This is a genomic window from Streptomyces sp. NPDC006193 (genome assembly GCF_040613915.1).
Lineage (GTDB): Bacteria > Actinomycetota > Actinomycetes > Streptomycetales > Streptomycetaceae > Streptomyces.
On sequence record NZ_JBEXTB010000054.1, the window covers coordinates 1 to 16658 of the forward strand.

At 73.1% G+C, this 16658-nt stretch carries 19 protein-coding genes and 1 pseudogene; 10 read left to right on the forward strand and 10 right to left on the reverse strand.

The genetic code is table 11. The features are described 5' to 3' along the window. Positions 1 to 95 precede the first annotated feature (95 nt). From ABZ261_RS29050 to ABZ261_RS29080, 7 genes are read right to left on the reverse strand one after another with little or no spacing between them, the layout of a single operon-like run. Entirely contained in the window at positions 96 to 428 is a 333-nt protein-coding gene (locus tag ABZ261_RS29050; RefSeq protein ID WP_356864259.1) for a TcmI family type II polyketide cyclase, read from the reverse strand. Positions 429 to 449: 21 nt separating this feature from the next. Next, positions 450 to 929: an SRPBCC family protein gene (locus tag ABZ261_RS29055; RefSeq protein ID WP_356864261.1), complete on the reverse strand. Its 480-nt coding sequence runs from the start codon at positions 927 to 929 to the stop codon at positions 450 to 452. A gap of 1 nt (position 930) precedes the next feature. Beyond that, positions 931 to 1188: an acyl carrier protein gene (locus ABZ261_RS29060; protein WP_356864263.1), complete on the reverse strand. Its 258-nt coding sequence runs from the start codon at positions 1186 to 1188 to the stop codon at positions 931 to 933. 47 nt (positions 1189 to 1235) lie between these two features. Next, positions 1236 to 2480, reverse strand: coding sequence for a ketosynthase chain-length factor (locus tag ABZ261_RS29065; protein WP_356864265.1), 1245 nt, complete (start codon positions 2478 to 2480; stop codon positions 1236 to 1238). After that, entirely contained in the window at positions 2477 to 3745 is a 1269-nt protein-coding gene (locus tag ABZ261_RS29070; protein ID WP_356864267.1) for a beta-ketoacyl-[acyl-carrier-protein] synthase family protein, read from the reverse strand. Before ABZ261_RS29070 ends, ABZ261_RS29065 begins: the two co-directional genes overlap by 4 nt. Further along, complete coding sequence (locus ABZ261_RS29075) at positions 3742 to 4206, reverse strand: cupin domain-containing protein (RefSeq protein ID WP_356864269.1); 465 nt, start codon at positions 4204 to 4206, stop codon at positions 3742 to 3744. Before ABZ261_RS29075 ends, ABZ261_RS29070 begins: the two co-directional genes overlap by 4 nt. A gap of 36 nt (positions 4207 to 4242) precedes the next feature. Beyond that, positions 4243 to 5328 (reverse strand): SchA/CurD-like domain-containing protein, encoded by a 1086-nt coding sequence (locus ABZ261_RS29080; RefSeq protein ID WP_356864271.1) that lies wholly within the window; start codon positions 5326 to 5328, stop codon positions 4243 to 4245. A gap of 203 nt (positions 5329 to 5531) precedes the next feature. Here ABZ261_RS29080 and ABZ261_RS29085 point away from each other — a divergent pair, with 203 nt between their 5' ends. Beyond that, positions 5532 to 7178: an FAD-dependent monooxygenase gene (locus ABZ261_RS29085; protein WP_356864273.1), complete on the forward strand. Its 1647-nt coding sequence runs from the start codon at positions 5532 to 5534 to the stop codon at positions 7176 to 7178. A 182-nt stretch (positions 7179 to 7360) separates the two neighbouring features. Here the strand turns inward: ABZ261_RS29085 and ABZ261_RS29090 are convergent, their stop codons facing one another. Further along, the gene (locus ABZ261_RS29090) at positions 7361 to 7828 is read right to left on the reverse strand and encodes an RDD family protein (RefSeq protein WP_356864275.1); all 468 of its coding nucleotides are present in this window, start codon (positions 7826 to 7828) and stop codon (positions 7361 to 7363) included. A gap of 209 nt (positions 7829 to 8037) precedes the next feature. On the opposite strand from ABZ261_RS29090, the gene glnA reads away from it, so the two are divergent. The 4 genes from glnA to ABZ261_RS29110 all read left to right on the forward strand — a co-directional run bounded on the left by glnA (position 8038) and on the right by ABZ261_RS29110 (position 11521). Continuing rightward, on the forward strand, positions 8038 to 9447 hold the full coding sequence (gene glnA, locus ABZ261_RS29095; RefSeq protein WP_356864277.1) for a type I glutamate--ammonia ligase: 1410 nt from the start codon (positions 8038 to 8040) through the stop codon (positions 9445 to 9447). A 220-nt stretch (positions 9448 to 9667) separates the two neighbouring features. Continuing rightward, a complete protein-coding gene (locus ABZ261_RS29100) occupies positions 9668 to 9925 on the forward strand; it encodes a hypothetical protein (protein ID WP_356864279.1) in 258 nt (85 codons plus the stop codon). A gap of 87 nt (positions 9926 to 10012) precedes the next feature. Further along, positions 10013 to 10933: a zinc metalloprotease HtpX gene (gene htpX / locus ABZ261_RS29105; protein ID WP_356864281.1), complete on the forward strand. Its 921-nt coding sequence runs from the start codon at positions 10013 to 10015 to the stop codon at positions 10931 to 10933. A gap of 3 nt (positions 10934 to 10936) precedes the next feature. Further along, positions 10937 to 11521 carry a hypothetical protein gene (locus ABZ261_RS29110; protein ID WP_356864283.1) on the forward strand — a complete coding sequence of 195 codons (585 nt, stop codon included), beginning with the start codon at positions 10937 to 10939 and terminating at the stop codon, positions 11519 to 11521. Between the two features lie 19 nt (positions 11522 to 11540). Here the strand turns inward: ABZ261_RS29110 and ABZ261_RS29115 are convergent, their stop codons facing one another. After that, positions 11541 to 11813 (reverse strand): hypothetical protein, encoded by a 273-nt coding sequence (locus ABZ261_RS29115; RefSeq protein ID WP_356864285.1) that lies wholly within the window; start codon positions 11811 to 11813, stop codon positions 11541 to 11543. Positions 11814 to 12034: 221 nt separating this feature from the next. On the opposite strand from ABZ261_RS29115, the gene ABZ261_RS29120 reads away from it, so the two are divergent. Beyond that, a complete protein-coding gene (locus ABZ261_RS29120; protein WP_356864287.1) occupies positions 12035 to 13216 on the forward strand; it encodes a winged helix DNA-binding domain-containing protein in 1182 nt (393 codons plus the stop codon). 49 nt (positions 13217 to 13265) lie between these two features. Here the strand turns inward: ABZ261_RS29120 and ABZ261_RS29125 are convergent, their stop codons facing one another. After that, positions 13266 to 13580, reverse strand: coding sequence for a hypothetical protein (locus ABZ261_RS29125; protein ID WP_356864289.1), 315 nt, complete (start codon positions 13578 to 13580; stop codon positions 13266 to 13268). A 218-nt stretch (positions 13581 to 13798) separates the two neighbouring features. On the opposite strand from ABZ261_RS29125, the gene ABZ261_RS29130 reads away from it, so the two are divergent. The 4 genes and pseudogenes from ABZ261_RS29130 to ABZ261_RS29145 form a co-directional block, all read left to right on the forward strand. Next, positions 13799 to 14167, forward strand: a complete 369-nt coding sequence (locus ABZ261_RS29130; protein ID WP_356864291.1) for an ArsC/Spx/MgsR family protein — start codon at positions 13799 to 13801, stop codon at positions 14165 to 14167. A gap of 119 nt (positions 14168 to 14286) precedes the next feature. Continuing rightward, entirely contained in the window at positions 14287 to 15051 is a 765-nt protein-coding gene (locus ABZ261_RS29135) for a hypothetical protein (RefSeq protein WP_356864293.1), read from the forward strand. A gap of 706 nt (positions 15052 to 15757) precedes the next feature. Next, positions 15758 to 16357 carry a winged helix-turn-helix domain-containing protein gene (locus ABZ261_RS29140; protein WP_356864295.1) on the forward strand — a complete coding sequence of 200 codons (600 nt, stop codon included), beginning with the start codon at positions 15758 to 15760 and terminating at the stop codon, positions 16355 to 16357. A 65-nt stretch (positions 16358 to 16422) separates the two neighbouring features. Continuing rightward, a pseudogene (locus ABZ261_RS29145) lies at positions 16423 to 16572 on the forward strand (NAD-dependent epimerase/dehydratase family protein); the annotation flags it as partial. Positions 16573 to 16658: the final 86 nt, after the last annotated feature.

Here is a 16658-nt window from a genome sequence, read left to right on the forward strand (position 1 = left end):
CCACGCCAGGGGGACGCCCTGTGCGCCCGCCGGCCACACGCCGGTGCCGGGCCCGCGTGACGTACGCGGGCCCGGCACCGGTGGCCGGACGGGGATCAGGCTCCGGCGTCGCGCTCCCAGAGGTAGAAGCGCTGGGCCATCGCGTCCTTGGGGGACCGCCAGGTCTCCGGGTCGTACGCGCTGACGTACGCCGAGAGGCGCTCGCTGACCTGCTGGAACTCGGGGTGCGAGGTGACCTTGGCGATGGCCGGTCCCGGCTCGCGCTCGGACTCGATGAGGTGCAGGTACACGTCACCGAACTGGAAGAGGCTGCGCCGGACCACCCCGACGAGGTGGGGCAGCTCTCCCCGGTCGGACTCCGCGAACACCTTGGCGATGTCGGGGGCGGAGCCGGGGGCCATACGGGCGACGATCAGGGCCTGGTGCACGGTCTTCTCCTGTCGTCCGGCTCAGTCGGCCAGGGCCGGGGCGGTCCGGTGTCCGGCGGCCGCCTTCTCGATCCTGTCCCGGATCAGGGCCAGCTGGACCTTGGAGTTCTTGTTGATGTTGTCGGTCATCCAGGCGTCGTCGACGGGCGCGTCCGGCTTCATCGCGAAGTCCTGCGTCCAGACCATCCGGGTGCCGGCCGGCACCTCCTCGTAGCTCCAGTGGATGTTCATGTGGGCGAAGGGGCCGGTCTCGACGCGGCGGGCCCGCACGCTCAGGGAGGCCCGGTCGGTCTCCCGTTCCGAGACCCAGCTCCACACCTTGCCGTTCTCGTCGGGGTGCATGGTGAGGCGGAAGGTGGTCTTGTTCCCCTCCTGGGAGAGGATCTCGGCGCTGGCGTACTCGCTGAACAGCTGCGGCCAGTTCGCCACGTCGTTGGTCATGTCCCAGACCAGGTCGACGGGGGCGGCGATGGTGATCTCGTTCTGGGTGTGTCCGGCCATGTCAGGCTCCCGCGGGCAGTGCGCTGTTGACGAGGTCGAGGAACTGGCGGGGCGTCTTGGAACGCTCCGCGTCGGGCGGCATCGGCGCGCCGTGGCGGTTCTCCAGCTCGCCGACGATGCCGAGCAGGCCGAGCGAGTCGATGCCGAGGGCGTCGAAGCCGGAGTCGTACCGCTGCTGCAGTTCCTCGGGGGAGACGGTGATCCCGGCGGCCTTCTTCATGAGTTCGGACAGCTCTTCCACGGTGATGCGGTCACTCATGGCGATTCCTTCTCCTTCGCTGCTGCTGGACTGCTGGTGCGTGCGGCTCACTCGGCGGCGCCGCGGCGCAGCACGAGTGCCGAGTTCGACCCCATGAGGCCCCGGCTGAGGACGAGCGCCGTGCGCAACCCGGCGGCGCGGGCGCGGCCGGTCACGAGGTCGAGGTCGTGGCAGACGTCGGTGACGCCCGGGGTGGGCGGGATCAGCCCGTGCTCCAGTGCGAGCACCGCCGCCGCGGTGTCGAGCACGGGCGCCGCGCAGTAGCCGCGGCCGGTGCCCGTCTTCGGCGCCGTGACGGGCACCCGCCGGCCGTGCGCGCCGAGCGTGTCGGCGATGGCCAGCGCCTCCGCGCGGTCGGCCTCCGGTACGCCGAGGGCGTCGGCGAAGACCACGTCGATCTCCTCGGGGGCGCAGCCCGCCTCGGCCAGGGCGCCCCGGATCGCGTGGGCGAGCCCGTCCCGGGACTCCGCCCAGCGGGAGGCGCCGGTGAAGGTCGCCGCGTGGCCCGCGACGTAGGCCCGCACGTCCGCACCGCGCTCCCGGGCGGACCGTTCGGCCTCCACCACGAGCATCGCGCCGCCCTCCGCCGGCACGAACCCGCAGGCGGCCTCGGTGAACGGTCGGTACGCGCGGGCGGGGTCGGCGACGGTGCTCAGCTCCTCGTACCCGAGCTGGCACACCACCGAGTACGGCGCCAGCGGCGCCTCGGTGGAACCGGCCACGATCACGTCGGTGCCGCGCCGCACCGCCCGCGCCGCGTGCGCGAGGGCGTCCAGGCCGCCGGCCTCGTCGCTGGCGACGACGGAGCAGGGGCCCTTGAACTTCCGGCGGATGGAGATCTGGCCGGTGCTCGCGGCGTAGAACCAGGCGATGGACTGGTACGGGCCGACGAACCGGCTGCCCTTTCCCCACAGCTGCTGCAGTTCGCGCTGGCCGAACGCGCCGCCGCCGGATCCGGCGGCCGTCACCACGCCGACGGAGTACGGCTCCGCGGAGGTGTCGGCCGGTCCGATCCGGGCGTCGTCCAGCGCGAAGTCCGCCGCGGCCATGGCGAAGTGGGTGAACCGGTCGGTCTGGACGAGGAAGCGCTCCTCGATCGTCGCCGCCGGGTCGAAGCCCCGCACCTCGCCGGCCACCTTCAGCGGAAGGTGCTCGCAGCCCTCGCGGGTGATGCGGTCGAGGACGCTCAGGCCCTCCTGGGTGGCCTTCCAGAAGGTGTCGGTGCTGGTGCCGTTGGGCGCGACCACCCCGATGCCGGTGATGGCCGCGCGCCGGTCGTGCGGTTCGCTCATGGTGTCCTCTCCCTCGTCCGGGTCAGGACCACGGCGGACTGGAATCCCCCGAACCCGCTGCCCACGGACAGGACGCTTCTCAGCTTCCGTTCGCGGGCGACGCGCGGGACGTAGTCCAGATCGCACTCGGGGTCGGGGGTCTCGTAGTTCGCGGTGGGCGGGACGACCTGCTTGGCCAGGGCCAGCACGCAGGCGACCACCTCGATCGCCCCGATCGCGCCGAGGGAGTGCCCCACCATGGATTTGATGGAGCTCATCGGGGTGTCGTAGGCGTGGTGGCCGAGCGCCCGCTTCACGGCCGCCGTCTCGTGGCGGTCGTTCTGCCGGGTGCCGGATCCGTGCGCGTTGACGTAGTCGATCTCGGACGGGTCCAGCCGGGCGTGGTCGAGTGCCAGCTCGATCGCCCGGGCCATCTCCAGACCCTCGCTGGTCAGGCCGGTCATGTGGTAGGCGTTGCCGAAGGTGGCGTAGCCGCCCAGCTCGCAGTACACGTGGGCGCCGCGGGCCCGGGCGTGTTCCAGTTCCTCCAGGACGAGCACCGCTCCGCCCTCGCCCATGACGAACCCGTCACGGTTGTTGTCGAAGGGCCGGGAGGCGTGGGCGGGGTCGTCGTTGTTCGGGGACGTGGCCTTGATGGCGTCGAAGCAGGCCATGGTGATCGGGGAGATCGGCGAGTCGGAGGCGCCCGCTATGCAGATGTCGGCCCGGCCCTCCTCCACGGTGTGGAAGGCGTACCCGACCGCGTCCAGGCCGGAGGTGCAGCCGGTGGACACGGTCTGCACCGGACCCCGGGCGCCGAACCGCTCCGCCACCGCGGAGGCGACGGTGCTCGGCGAGAACGCCCGGTGCAGGTACGGCTCCGCCCGCTCGTGGTCGACGTCCCAGCGCTGCCCGCGGTGGCTGACCAGGACGTAGTCGTGCTCCAGCCGGGTGGTGCCGCCGACCGCGGTGCCCAGGGACACCCCGACCCGCCACGGGTCCTCCCGGGCGAGGTCCAGGCCCGCGTCGCGGACCGCCTCCTCGCCGGCGACCAGGGCGAACTGGATGTACCGGTCGGCGCGGGCGGCCTGCTCCTCGTCCAGGCCGTGCGCCAGCGGGTCGAAGTCGCATTCGGCGGCGATCCGCGACCGCAGTCCCGTGGGGTCGAAGAAGGTGATGCCCCGCGTCGCGGTCCGGCCGTCGGCGAGCAGATCCCAGAAGGCCGGTACGCCGATGCCGCCCGGCGCGACGACGCCTATGCCGGTGACCGCCACGCGCCGGGTCATGACCGGACCTGGCCCCGGTCGTGGGCGGCGCCCGCGGCGGCCGGCTCGGTGACCACGGCGGCGGCCCCGATGACCTCCGTCTCCTCCGTGTCGACGTGCCCGAGGGCCGGGCGGGGGGCCAGCGGACCCAGGTGGAAGACGATGCGCGCCTCGACGTTGCCCACGTTGCGGAAGCGGTGCCGCATGTTCATGGGGATCATCAGGCCCTGCTCCGGCCGGAGCGGGTGCGGCTCGCCGTCCAGGTCCACCTCCAGCTGCCCGCAGACGACGTACACGAACTCCTCGGAGTACGGGTGGTAGTGCTCACCGATGCGGTCACCGGGCCCGACGATGGCCACGCCCATGAAACCGCTGGTGGCGCCGACCGTGGCGGGGGTGAGCATGGCGCGCAGGTCGCCGCCGCGCCGGGTGTTGGGCTCGACCTCGCTGAGGTCCACGATCTTCGGAAGGGGTTTGATCACGACGTTCCTCCGTGGGGTGTGCTGCGCCTGAGGGGGTCAGGCGTCCGGCGAGCGGCGGTCGGTGATGAGCTCCATGCGGACGGCGTCGCCGTCCAGCAGGGCGTCCAGCGGGGCCTGCGCCCCGGGCTTCGGCAGGACGGCGTCGGCGCCCAGGCCGGGGCGTACGTCGATCAGCCGTACGACGACGTCGTCCCGCTGGAAGATCGTGCTGCGCAGCACCGGGCTGCCCGGGTCGTCCGCCGCCGCCTCGTCCTGCCGGGCGAGCAGTTCGGCCAGCTGCATCCCGAGGCCCTGCCGGGCCGGGTAGTACAGCGCGGCCCGCTCGCCCTCGGGCAGTTCCTCCGCGCTGACGTGGTGCACGGCCGGCAGCGCCGCCCGGGTGAAGAACACGCGCGCGGACTCCTGGTCGTCGAGGTCCCGCTCCTGCTCCAGGTACGGGTTGATGGCCTCCTCGACGGCCCGCACCTCGGGCTGGCGGGCGACGTGGCGCAGCGCCGCGAGCAGGTCGCCGCGGACCTCGATGGCCCGGACGACCCGGTTGCCGTGCATGAACAGGGAGGTCCGCATCAGCCGGGTGGCCTCGTCGACCCGCGGCTCGGGCGAGGCGTAGTTCCCGAGGATCTCCGCGACCTTCCGCTCACTGCCCGGCTTGACGGTGAAGGTGAGCGCGTGCCGGATCACGCCGTCGCCGATCCGCGGCGACGCCTGGAGCCGGCGCCGGGCCGCGGTGGCCGTGGCCGCGCCGCCGCCCGTCTCCCGGACGATGTGGAAGCGCAGCGAGCGGGTGTCCCGCACGCAGCTGTGCAGGGGTTCCACCATCCGCACGTGCTCCTCGCTGTTGACCCAGGCGAGGAACGGCGGGGCGCTCTCCCACTCGCTGGTGATGAGCCATTGGGAGGGGTTCTCGATGGACTGGCAGAGCTGGTCGCTGACGTGACCGGGCACCGCGGCCACCTGGCTGCACAGTTGCTCGTAGGCCTCCAGGAACTGCTGCTGGGCGCCGTCGTGCACGTCCACCAGCAGGACGACCCGGAGGTGGGAGCCGTCGAACACGGACTGGGAGACCCGTTTCGACACCTGTCGCGTCCGCTGCTGGGACTTCTTTTCCGACGTGGTGGTCATGCTGCGCACATCTCCTTCACGGGGGGCAGAGGCGAACGCCGGCCGCCGATGACGCGACGTCAGCGCTTTTTGATCCTGTGCCGCTCCCCCGGTGCGCGCGACTCGCGTGAACCACGCGGGTGATTGAGCCCGCGGAACGCCTCCCAGAGGGCATGGAACCTCCGACACGCCCCGCATCCCGACCACTGCCTCAGGAGTCCTTGATGCAGCAGAAAGCCGATCACCAGGTTCCCGTCCTCGTCGTGGGCGGCTCTCTGGTGGGCCTGTCCCTGTCCCTGTTCCTGGGCCGTCTCGGCGTACGGCACATGCTCGTCGAGCGGCATTCGGGAACCTCGATCCACCCGCGCGGCCGAGGCAACAACGTCCGCACGATGGAACTGTTCCGGGTGGCCGGCGTCGAGCCGGACATCAAGGAGGCCGCCTCCCTGCTCGCGGACAACCACGGCATCCTGCAGACGCCGACCCTGGTCGGCGACGCCGGGGAGTGGCTGTTCAAGGAGATCGACCCCGGCGGCGGGCTCGCCCGGTTCAGCCCCACGAGCTGGTGCCTGTGCAGCCAGAACGACCTGGAGCCGGTGCTGCTGAAGGGGGCCCGGGCGCTCGGCGGCGACCTGAGGTACTTCCACGAGCTGGAGTCCTTCTCCCAGGACCCCGAAGGAGTGACGGCGTACGTCCGGGACCGCGACAGCGACCGGCTCTACACCGTCCGGGCGGACTACCTGGTCGCGGCCGACGGCCCGCGCAGTCCGGTCCGGGGCCGGCTGGGCATCGGGCAGAGCGGCCCCGGCGACCTCTTCGCCAACGTGAGCGTCACCTTCCGGTCCAAGCTGCTCGCCGACGTGGTGGGCGACCGGCGCTTCATCTGCTGCTACCTCACCGAGCCCGGGGCCGACGGCGCGCTGCTGCCCGTCGACAACAAGGAGAACTGGGTCTTCCACGCCCCCTGGCACCCGGAGAACGGCGAGACGCTGGAGGAGTTCACCGAGGACCGGCTGCGGCGGCACATCCGCCACGCCGTCGGCGTGCCCGACCTCGACGTCGAGATCACCGGGAAGGCGTCCTGGCGGGCGGCCGAACGGGTCGCCGAGCGGTATGCGGCCGACCGGGTGTTCCTCGCCGGCGACTCCGCGCACGAGATGTCCCCGACCGGCGCGTTCGGCTCCAACACCGGCATCCAGGACGCCCACAACCTCGCCTGGAAGCTGGCCGCCGTCCTCGGCGGCTGGGCCGGGCCCGGGCTGCTCGGGACGTACGACACCGAGCGCCGGCCCGTCGCCCTGGCCACCAGCGCACGGGCCTCGGCCCGCTCGGTGGAGCACAGCCACCCCGGTTTCGCCCCGGCCCCCGGCATCGGCGCCGGGAAGCGCGGCGGCATCCTCGGCGTCGTCCTCGGCTACCGCTACCCGGAGGGCGCGGTCGTGGGCGCCGACCCGGACCGGCCGGTGGTCCCCGAGGGGCTGCGCCTGACCGGGGAGCCGGGCAGCCGGTCGCCGCACATGTGGCTGCGCCGCGCGGGTGAGCGGCTGTCCACGCTGGACCTCTACGAGCGGTCGCCGGTGCTGCTCAGCGACGCCGGGTCGGCCGCGGGCGCGGCCTGGCACGCCGCCGCCCGCCGTCTCGCCGGCGCCGGCGGCGTGCGGCTGGACGCGTACCGGATCGGCGCGGGCCCGGACGCGGAGCTGGCGTACGACACGGAGGGCGACGACTGGGCCGCGGTGCACGGCACGACCGCCGACGGGGCGGTGCTGGTCCGGCCGGACGGGTTCGTGGCCTGGCGGGCCTCCGACGCGGCGGACGATCCGGAGGCCGAGCTGCGCCGGGTGCTGGCGGAGGTGCTGCGGACGGGCTGATCCCGGCCGGGCGCCCGCGGCAGCACGGCGGCAGCACGACGGAGGCCACCCGCACCGGGGGGTGCGGGTGGCCTCCGGTGCGTGCGTGAGGCGCCTTCGGTGCGTGCGTGAGGCGGACGAGTGACGCTGATGCGTGACGTCAGATGTGTGACCTGAGATGTGTTGACGTCAGGGGCGTGACGTCAGATGCGGACCTCGACGGTCTTGCCGAGCCGGTCGTGCAGGCCGCGGCCGTCGCGGTCCCAGATCAGGGGCGGGACGGCGAGGAAGAACAGGACCGTGCGCAGCAGGGCGCGGGCCGGGCTGACCGTGCCGGTCTCCAGCGCCACCACCCGCAGCCCGAACAGGCGCTTGCCCGGCGTGGAGCCGACGGTGCCGAGCGTGAGGGCCGTCAGCACGAACAGGATGAGCGGGGCCCAGACCTGCGCCGCACGGGTGTAGCTGTCCGTGATCAGGCCGTATGCGATCAGCAGGCACAGCCCCCAGTCCACGGCGAGCGCGCCGAGCCGCCGTCCGGGGCGTGCGATCGAGTTCGGGCCCTCCTGCGGGAGGCCGAGCTGCTCGCCCCGGTACCCGAAGTCGGCGCCCGCCTCTTCCATGGCCGCGCGCGGGCCGGAGAGCCACGATCCGATTGCCTGCCTGTTGTCCACCCGTCCACGGTACTGCGCCCGGTTTCGGGCACTACGCACAGGGGTGGGTCCGGGCTACCGTGGGCAGGAGGTCGGTTAACTTGGGCGAAACAAACGGGTCACGCCCGAGAAATCACCCGTGCCTAGGGTCGAGACCAGCGTGTGCCACCGCACTGGCCGCACGAACGATCTACCACCCCGGCGAGGACGGCCGGAGTAGGAGGAGCTGGATGTTCCAGAACGCCGACGAGGCCAAGAAGTTCATCGCGGACGAGGACGTCAAGTTCGTCGACGTCCGCTTCTGCGACCTGCCGGGCGTCATGCAGCACTTCACGGTGCCCGTCGAGGCGTTCGACCCGGACGAGGAGCTGGCCTTCGACGGGTCGTCGATCCGCGGTTTCCAGGCCATCCACGAGTCCGACATGGCTCTGCGTGCCGACCTGTCCACGGCACGTGTGGACCCCTTCCGCCGGGACAAGACCCTCAACATCAACTTCTTCATCCACGACCCGATCACGGGCGAGCAGTACTCCCGTGACCCGCGCAACGTGGCGAAGAAGGCGGAGGCGTACCTGGCGTCGACCGGTATCGCGGACACCGCGTACTTCGGTCCCGAGGCCGAGTTCTACGTCTTCGACAGCGTGCGCTTCGCCACCTCCGCGAACGAGTCGTTCTACCACATCGACTCCGAGGCGGGCGCCTGGAACACGGGCGCGGTGGAGAACAACCGCGGGTACAAGGTCCGCTACAAGGGCGGCTACTTCCCGGTGGCCCCGGTCGACCACTTCGCCGACCTGCGGGCCGAGATCTCCCTGGAGCTGGAGCGGGCGGGCCTGAAGGTCGAGCGCCAGCACCACGAGGTGGGCACCGCCGGCCAGGCGGAGATCAACTACAAGTTCAACACGCTGCTCGCCGCCGCCGACGACCTGCAGCTGTTCAAGTACATCGTGAAGAACGTCGCCTGGCGCAACGGCAAGACCGCGACCTTCATGCCGAAGCCGATCTTCGGCGACAACGGCTCGGGCATGCACGTGCACCAGTCGCTGTGGAGCAACGGCGAGCCGCTGTTCTACGACGAGGCCGGTTACGCGGGCCTGTCGGACACCGCCCGCTACTACATCGGCGGCATCCTCAAGCACGCCCCGTCGCTGCTGGCCTTCACCAACCCGACGGTGAACTCGTACCACCGCCTGGTGCCGGGCTTCGAGGCGCCGATCAACCTGGTGTACTCGCAGCGCAACCGCTCCGCGGCCATGCGCATCCCGATCACCGGCTCCAACCCGAAGGCCAAGCGCGTCGAGTTCCGCGCCCCGGACTCCTCCGGCAACCCGTACCTGGCCTTCTCCGCCCTGCTCCTCGCGGGTCTGGACGGCATCAAGAACAAGATCGAGCCGGCCGAGCCGATCGACAAGGACCTGTACGAGCTGGCTCCCGAGGAGCACGCGAACGTCGCCCAGGTCCCGACCTCCCTCGGCGCGGTCCTCGACGCGCTCGAGGCCGACCACGAGTTCCTCCTCCAGGGCGACGTGTTCACGTCCGACCTGATCGAGACGTGGATCGACTTCAAGCGCACCAACGAGATCGCCCCGCTGCAGCTCCGCCCGCACCCGCACGAGTTCGAGCTGTACTTCGACGTGTGACCGGTGCGCCGGCCGCACCGGCGCCGGACGGGAACCCCGCCGCTCTCCGCACGGAGACCGGCGGGGTTCCGTCGTTCCGGGGCCCGGAGTCGGGGCGGCACGCGGGATCTCCTCTCCGGTGGCCGGTTCGTGCCCCCGTGCAACCATTCCCGCTTCCCGTGGATCCTCTTGTCGGGGGATCATCCCTCCGACCGAGCCGGACGAGAGAGGCTGCACGGGGATGGCGGAACAGGACGAGTGGGAGCGCGAGTTCGATCACAGGTGGGCGGACTCGGCCGAGCACAAGGAGCCCTCCGCCCGGGCCCGGATGCTCGCCGCCCGCTGGAAGGACGACCCGCCGCAGCCGGCGCCCTTCCGCGCCGACCCGGACCCCGGGGGGCCGCGCCGGTCCTCCTGGGTGTCGACGGTCGTGGTGCTGGGCTGCGTGGCCGCGGTGATCGTGCTGCTGGGGTACGCGCAGACGCGCTCCCCCTACTGAGGCACCGGGCACCGGGCGCGGGCGGGTGCACACTGGACAGCGGGACGAGTGCCTGACCGCCGGGGCCTGACTGCGGGGTGATGCAGGATGCGGAGCCGCTTCGGAAGCGACCGGCAGCTGACCGTGCGCATGGGTCTCACGCTGTTCCTGCTCGGACTGCTGTACGTGGGGTTCGTCGCCGCGCTGATCGTGCTGCTGAGGTCCTGGGTGCTGGTCGCCGTCCTGGTCGGCGCGGTGTTCGTCGCCCAGTTCTGGTTCTCCGACCGGATCGCCCTGTTCGCGATGCGCGGGCGGGTGGTCGAGCGGGAGGAGTTCCCCGCGCTGCACGCGGTGGTGGACCGGCTGTGCGCGATCGCCGACCTGCCCAGGCCGGTGGTCGCCGTGTCCGACACGGGCATGCCGAACGCGTTCGCGACCGGGCGCAGCCCCGCTCACGCCGTGGTCTGCGTGACCACCGGGCTGCTGCGCCGGCTGGAGCCCGCGGAGCTGGAGGGCGTGCTGGCGCACGAGCTGTCGCACGTCCGGCACAAGGACGTCGCCGTGATCACGGTCGCGTCGTTCCTGGGGGTGATCGCGGGCCTGGTCGTGCGGTTCGCCTTCTACTCGCAGCTCCTCGGCGGGGGCCGCCGGGACCAGAACACCGCGGCGGTCCTCGCCGCCGTGGTGGGCGTCTCCGCGGCCGTGTACGCGCTCAGCTTCCTGCTGATCCGGGCGCTGTCCCGGTACCGGGAGCTGGCGGCCGACCGGGCGGCGGCCCATCTGACCGGCCGGCCCTCGGCGCTGGCGTCGGCGCTGACCAAGGTCTCCGGGGACATCGCCCGGATCCCGGTCCGGGACCTGCGCACGGCCCAGGCGTTCAACGCGTTCTACTTCACCCCGGCGACCGGCAAGGAGCCGGGCGTCGAGCGGTTCTTCTCCACCCACCCGACCCTGGAGCAGCGGCTGGCGCAGCTCGGCCGGATCTCCGTGGAGCTGGGCGAGGCCGCCGCCCCCGGGCAGGCGGGCTGAGCGGTGGGACTGCTGGACATCCTGCTGGGCCGTACGAGACCGGTCGCGCCCGATCTCGACCGGCTGTTCGGGCTTCCCGCGGCGGCCGTGACGCTGGAGGCGGCGGCCGGCTTCACCCCGACCGGCGACGGGGCGGTGTGCTTCGCCGCGGTGGAGGGGGCGGCCTTCGAGCAGGCCCACCGGGAGGTGCGGGCGCTGCTGGACGCGGACGCCGACCGCACGGGCCCGCCGGTGGAACTGCGCCGGGACGGCTACGGCTACGCGTGGCTGGTGTCCCGGCGCTCCCCCGGCGAGCTGCCGCAGCTCGTCAATGACCTGCACGCGGTGAACAGCACCCTGGAGGCCGACGGCTTCGGCCCCCATCTGCTGTGCTCGCTCGCCGGGTTCGCGGACGGCGCCGGCCGCCGGCTGGCCCTCGTCTACCTCTACAAGCGCGGCACGTTCTACCCGTTCGCCCCCGTGCCCGGGGCCGCCGAGCGGCGGGACGGCGCGCTGGAGCTGCAGGTGAGCGCGGCTCTCGCCGACGACCTGCGGATCGAGCAGGACCTGGGCCGCTGGTTCCCGGTGTGGGGCGCCCCCGGCCTGTGACGGCCGGCGGCGTCCCGGCTCACCCGCCCTTCTCCCGCTCCTGGCGCCGCGCCTCGAAGGGCCGCTCACGGCGGTAGCGGCGCTCCCAGCCGGCCAGCCGGTCCCGGCGCTCGCGGTAGGCCCGGTAGCTGTCCGGGACGGCGCCGGGGGCCGCGGGCGGCGTCGTACCGGGCGAGCCGCGACCGCGTGCCGCGTACAGATACAGCAGGCCCACCGCGGCGAGCCACCAGAGACGGTCGCCGAGACCGAGGATCACCAGGACGACGGTCCCGGAGGCGAGGATGTGACGCATGACGGACCTCCGCGGCAGAAGGGGTGAGGGGGTGGCGGGTCGCTCCGGCGATCGGGGTCGCACACGGAGCGCGACCAAATGGTCGCTCTGCGTTCCAGCGTAGGGAGGGCGAGTGCGCCGCCGCATCCCGTTTTCCGGGCGCCCCGGCGGTCACGTGCGGGTCCGCTCGGCGGCTGCGCGACCATGGCGGCAGGACTTTCGTGCGATTCGGGGAGGCCGGGATGGCGGACGGACGGCGGCACATCGGCGTGGCGGAGCGGCGGGCCCGGCTGGCCCTGCGGCACCGCCTCGCCGGGACGGCGCGGGCGGCGGCACCGGAGGAGGTCGCGGACTCCCTGGTGGCCCTGCACGGCACGGACCCGGCGACGGTGCACCTGGCGGTGGCCGCACGGCTGGCCGACCCGGCGAAGGCCGTGCCGGAGACGGAGCGGGCGCTGTACGAGGACCGCACACTGGTGCGGATGCACGGCATGCGGCACACGGTGTTCGTGGTCCCGGCCGAGCTGACGGCCGTCGTCCACGCCTCCACGGGCCTGGCGGTGGCTGCCCGCGAACGCGCCGCCCTGCTGCGGGACATGGCGAGCGCGGGCGCCCCGGACGCGGCCTGGCTGGCGGAGGTCGAGGAGGCCGTGCTGGCGGCGCTGGCCCGGCGCGGCCAGGCGACGGCGGCGGAGCTGGCGGCGGACGAGCCGCGTCTGCGCGAGCAGTTCGTGTACGCGGCCGGGAAGAGCTACGAGGGGGTCCACACGGTCTCGACCCGGCTGCTGCGCGTGCTGGGCGTGGAGGGCAAGGTGGTGCGGGGCAGACCGCTCGGCTCCTGGACGTCCAACCGGTTCCGCTGGGCGCCGGCGCCGCCCCACCCGGAGCTGGACGTGGCCGAGGCCCAGGCCGGCCTGCTGCGGCGCTGGCTGCGGGCGTGCGGGCCGGCGACCGAGGCGGACCTGAAGTGGTGGACGGGGTGGCGGGTCACCGAGGTCCGGCGCGCCCTGTCCGCGATCGGCGCCCACCGGGTGTCGCTGGACGAGGGTCCGGGGTACGTCGCGGAGGGCGACGCGGACCCGGTGGCGGCCCCGGAGGAGCCCTGGGCGGCGCTGCTGCCCGCGCTGGACCCGACCGCGATGGCCTGGCAGGGGCGCGACTGGTATCTGGAGCCGGCGCTGCGCCCCCTGCTCTTCGACCGCAGCGGCAACGTGGGGCCGACGGTGTGGTGGAACGGCCGGGTGGTGGGCGGCTGGGCGCAGCGCGCGGACGGCGAGATCGTCTGGCGCATCCCCGACGACGGCGTCCGCCGGGAGGCGTCGGCCGCGCTGGCGGCGGAGGCCGGGCGGCTGCGGGAGGCGCTGGGGGCCACCCGGGTCACCCCGCGCTTCAGGACCCCGCTGGAGCGGGAGCTGACGGCGTGAGGGCGCAGGGCGCCCGCCCGGGGGCGGGCGCCCTGCGCCACGGCCCGGTTCAGCGCGCGTCGCGCATCAGCGCCCGCACCATGCGGCACGTCGTGTCGGACGGCGGGCGCATCCCGATCCGCTCCGCCGTGCTGCGGATCCTCGCGTTGCGTGCCTGGGCCGGCCGGTAGACCCCGGAGTCGAGCAGGGCTATGGCGAGGCGCATGGCCTTCAGGCGCCGGTTGTGCGTGACGTACCACTCGCGCGGCTGCCCCGCGGGCAGCGGACGCTTGGCCACCGGCTCGTACGGCGAGTCGGACGGCACGGGCCGCTTGGCGGTGGACTGGGTCGGCAGCGGCTGGGGCTTCAGGGCGGCAGCGGGCACAGGGATCCTCCTGTCGCGGTCAGGGCAGCCGCCGCGGTCGGCGCCTGCCCTCGAACACTGCTTCCAGTCTACCGGCGGGCACTGACAATCGACCGTCCGCAGAAGCAGTCAAAGGACCAGGTGAGAACGGTATTTGGCGCTCCGTCACAGCCGGGAGGGATGAGGCTGCCGAGGTGCCGGGAATTCGAACACCGTTGGTGTTGAGTACCGTGTCCCGCATGGAAATCTGGATCAATCCGGCCTGCTCCAAGTGCCGCAGCGCGATCAGCCTGCTCGACGCCGAGGGGGCCGAGTACACCGTCCGCCGGTACCTGGAGGACGTGCCGGGCGAGGACGAGATCAGGGCGGTGCTCGAGCGCCTGGGCCTCGAACCGTGGGACATCACCCGCACCGGGGAGGCCGAGGCCGCGGAGCTGGGGATCGGCCGGTGGCCGCGGGACGAGAGCGCGCGGGACCGGTGGATCAGCGCGCTCGCCGGGCACCCCCGGCTCATCCAGCGTCCGATCATCACCGCGGACGACGGAACGGCCCTGGTGGCCCGGAGCGAGGAGGCCGTGCGGGAGGCACTGTCGCGCACCGAGGGCTGACGCGGCCCGGCCGGCGGTGTGACGCAGGTTACTCGGACGGCTCCTGCCGTCACTGAGCAACTCCGTTCGGTATCTCGTACATAGCGGCGTACGCTCCCCTACCTCTTCAGGAGGCGCGCATGTCGCGCAGGAGAACTCTCGGCGCAAAGAAGAAGATCGCGCTGCTCGTCAGTGCCGCGGCGGTGGCGGGCGGCGGCGCCTTCGCCATGGCGTCCACGTCGAACGCCTCGCAGAGCGCGGACAGCGCCAGGACGCTGTCCGCGGACTCGACCGTCTGCCAGGGGCTCGCCACCGCCCTCGGCAACAACCAGAAGTTCATCGAGGGCCAGAAGGCGAACCCGGACGCGCAGTCGACGGCCCGGATCGCCAACCGCGAGGCCGTCATCGAGCAGATCAAGGTCCAGCAGAAGGCGTCCGGTTGCACCGTTGGGGAGTCGGCTCAGGGCTCCCAGGCGGGACAGACCGGGGGCGCCCAGCAGGGCGGCGGCGCTCAGCAGGGCGGCGGTGCTCAGCAGGGCGGCGGCGCCCAGCAGGGCGGCGGCGCCCAGCAGGGCGGCGGCCAGCAGGCCGGGGGCGCCCAGCAGGGCGCGCAGCCTTCGCAGACCGGCGCAGCCGGTGGCGGCGCCGCGGCTGCCGGGCAGCAGGTCTGCAAGGGCTCCACGGTGACGCTCTCCGGAGAGGCCGGCGCCCCGGCCGCCTCCAGCAACCAGTTCCCGGCGGGGACGACCCTGAAGGTCACCAACCTGGACAACAACAAGTCCACGACCGTCAAGGTGACCTCCGTGTCCGGCAGTTGCGTCCTGCTGAACAACGCCGCCTTCGAACAGGTCCGGGAACCGGGCAAGTTCCTCATCCGGCGCGCGGTGATCGAGAAGGTGGGGTGAGACCCGGACCCGGGCACCGGCCGGGCGGCCGGTGAGGCGGCGGACCGGAGCGGTAGGCGAGGACCACGGCTCCCAGGCCCCTCGACCGCACCCAGCCCACCGAGGACCACGGCCGGCACCGGCGGACACCTGACGGTCCGTACCGGGCCGCCCCGTACGCGGCGCCCCGCCTGCCGGCGGGCGCCTGCCGCACCGCGCCGGAGAGGGCCGGCCGGTCCGGTCCGCCCGCTTCCGAGCCGAGGGGCGCCCGCCGTGACGGCGGGCGCCCCTCGCGTATGCGGCCGACCGGATCCGCTGTCCGCATGATGAGACGGCATTCCGGACACGTCGCCCGCCCGGACACCCGCTGACCAGGGCGGAAAACCGGGACCGCGGGCACCCGCAACGTCAATTTCATGCCAAGGACGCGTCCAAGCAGTGAGAGCGGTCTCCTGCCCGCCGCGCGCCTCTGCTTCAATGAACCCATGGCCGGCTTCCAGCAGATCACCGCGACGGGTCGACATGACCTCGAGCCGTTCTGGCCTTCCCGTCAGCACCATGACTTCGACCGGGTGTGTCGTCGCGCGAGGAACGCGCGGGCCCTCTAAAGCCGTACACCCCGGCCTTCGGCCAGCGCGAAACGACGTACGTCCCTCGGCGCGCCCGACCACGAATCGCGGCCGCCGTCCCGCCCGACGAACTCCTCGCGCGAAAGAGCTGACTCCTCATGGCGACCACCCGTCCTCTGTCCACCGCCACTCTCGACTCCCCCGCCCCGAACGGCGCCCGGCACCGCTTGCGCGCCGTCGACCGGGACGAGGAATGGGAGCACCCCGGCCCGGCCGCGGCCGGCAGCCCCGCGGACTTCCTGCCGCCCGGCGCCACCTGGCTGCCCGCGCCGCAGCACACCCTGCCCGCCCTGCCGGGCCAGCCCCCGATGGTCGGCTACCTGGTGCTGGTCCCGGCCGACCAGCGGCCGCCGTTCCTGCCGGTCGCGGTCCCGGACCGGCCGGAGGACGCGGAGGGCGCCGCCGACCCGCTGGTGCGGATCGACCCCGTACGGCGCACCGCCAGCGTCGACGGCCGCGAACTCGACCTCACCTACCTGGAGTTCGAGCTGCTCGCGCACCTGGTGGCGCACCCGCACCGGGTGCACACCCGCGACCAGCTCGTCACCACGGTGTGGGGCTACGGCCACGTGGGCGACGGCCGCACCGTCGACGTGCACATCGCCCGGCTGCGCCGCAAGCTCGGCGCCCCGCACCGCCAGACGATCCAGACGGTGCGCCGCGTCGGCTACAAGTACACCCCGCCGGCCGGCCGCTGACCGCCCGCTCTGCCCTCGGCAGAGTCCCGTGCCGGTCCGCGCCCCGACCGGGCAGGATCACCGGCATGAGACTTCTCGTGCTGGGCGGTACGGAGTTCGTGGGGCGGGCCGTCGTGGAGGCGGCGGCCGGGCGCGGCTGGGAGGTGACCGTCTTCCACCGGGGACGGCACCGGCCCCCGGCAGCGGTGCGGGCGCTGCACGGCGACCGCATGAGCCGGCGGACCGTCGACACCGCCGGCATCCAATACTGCTCACCTTAAGAGGATTCGCCGCCGCTGCGTACAGTGCGGGACGACCCCGT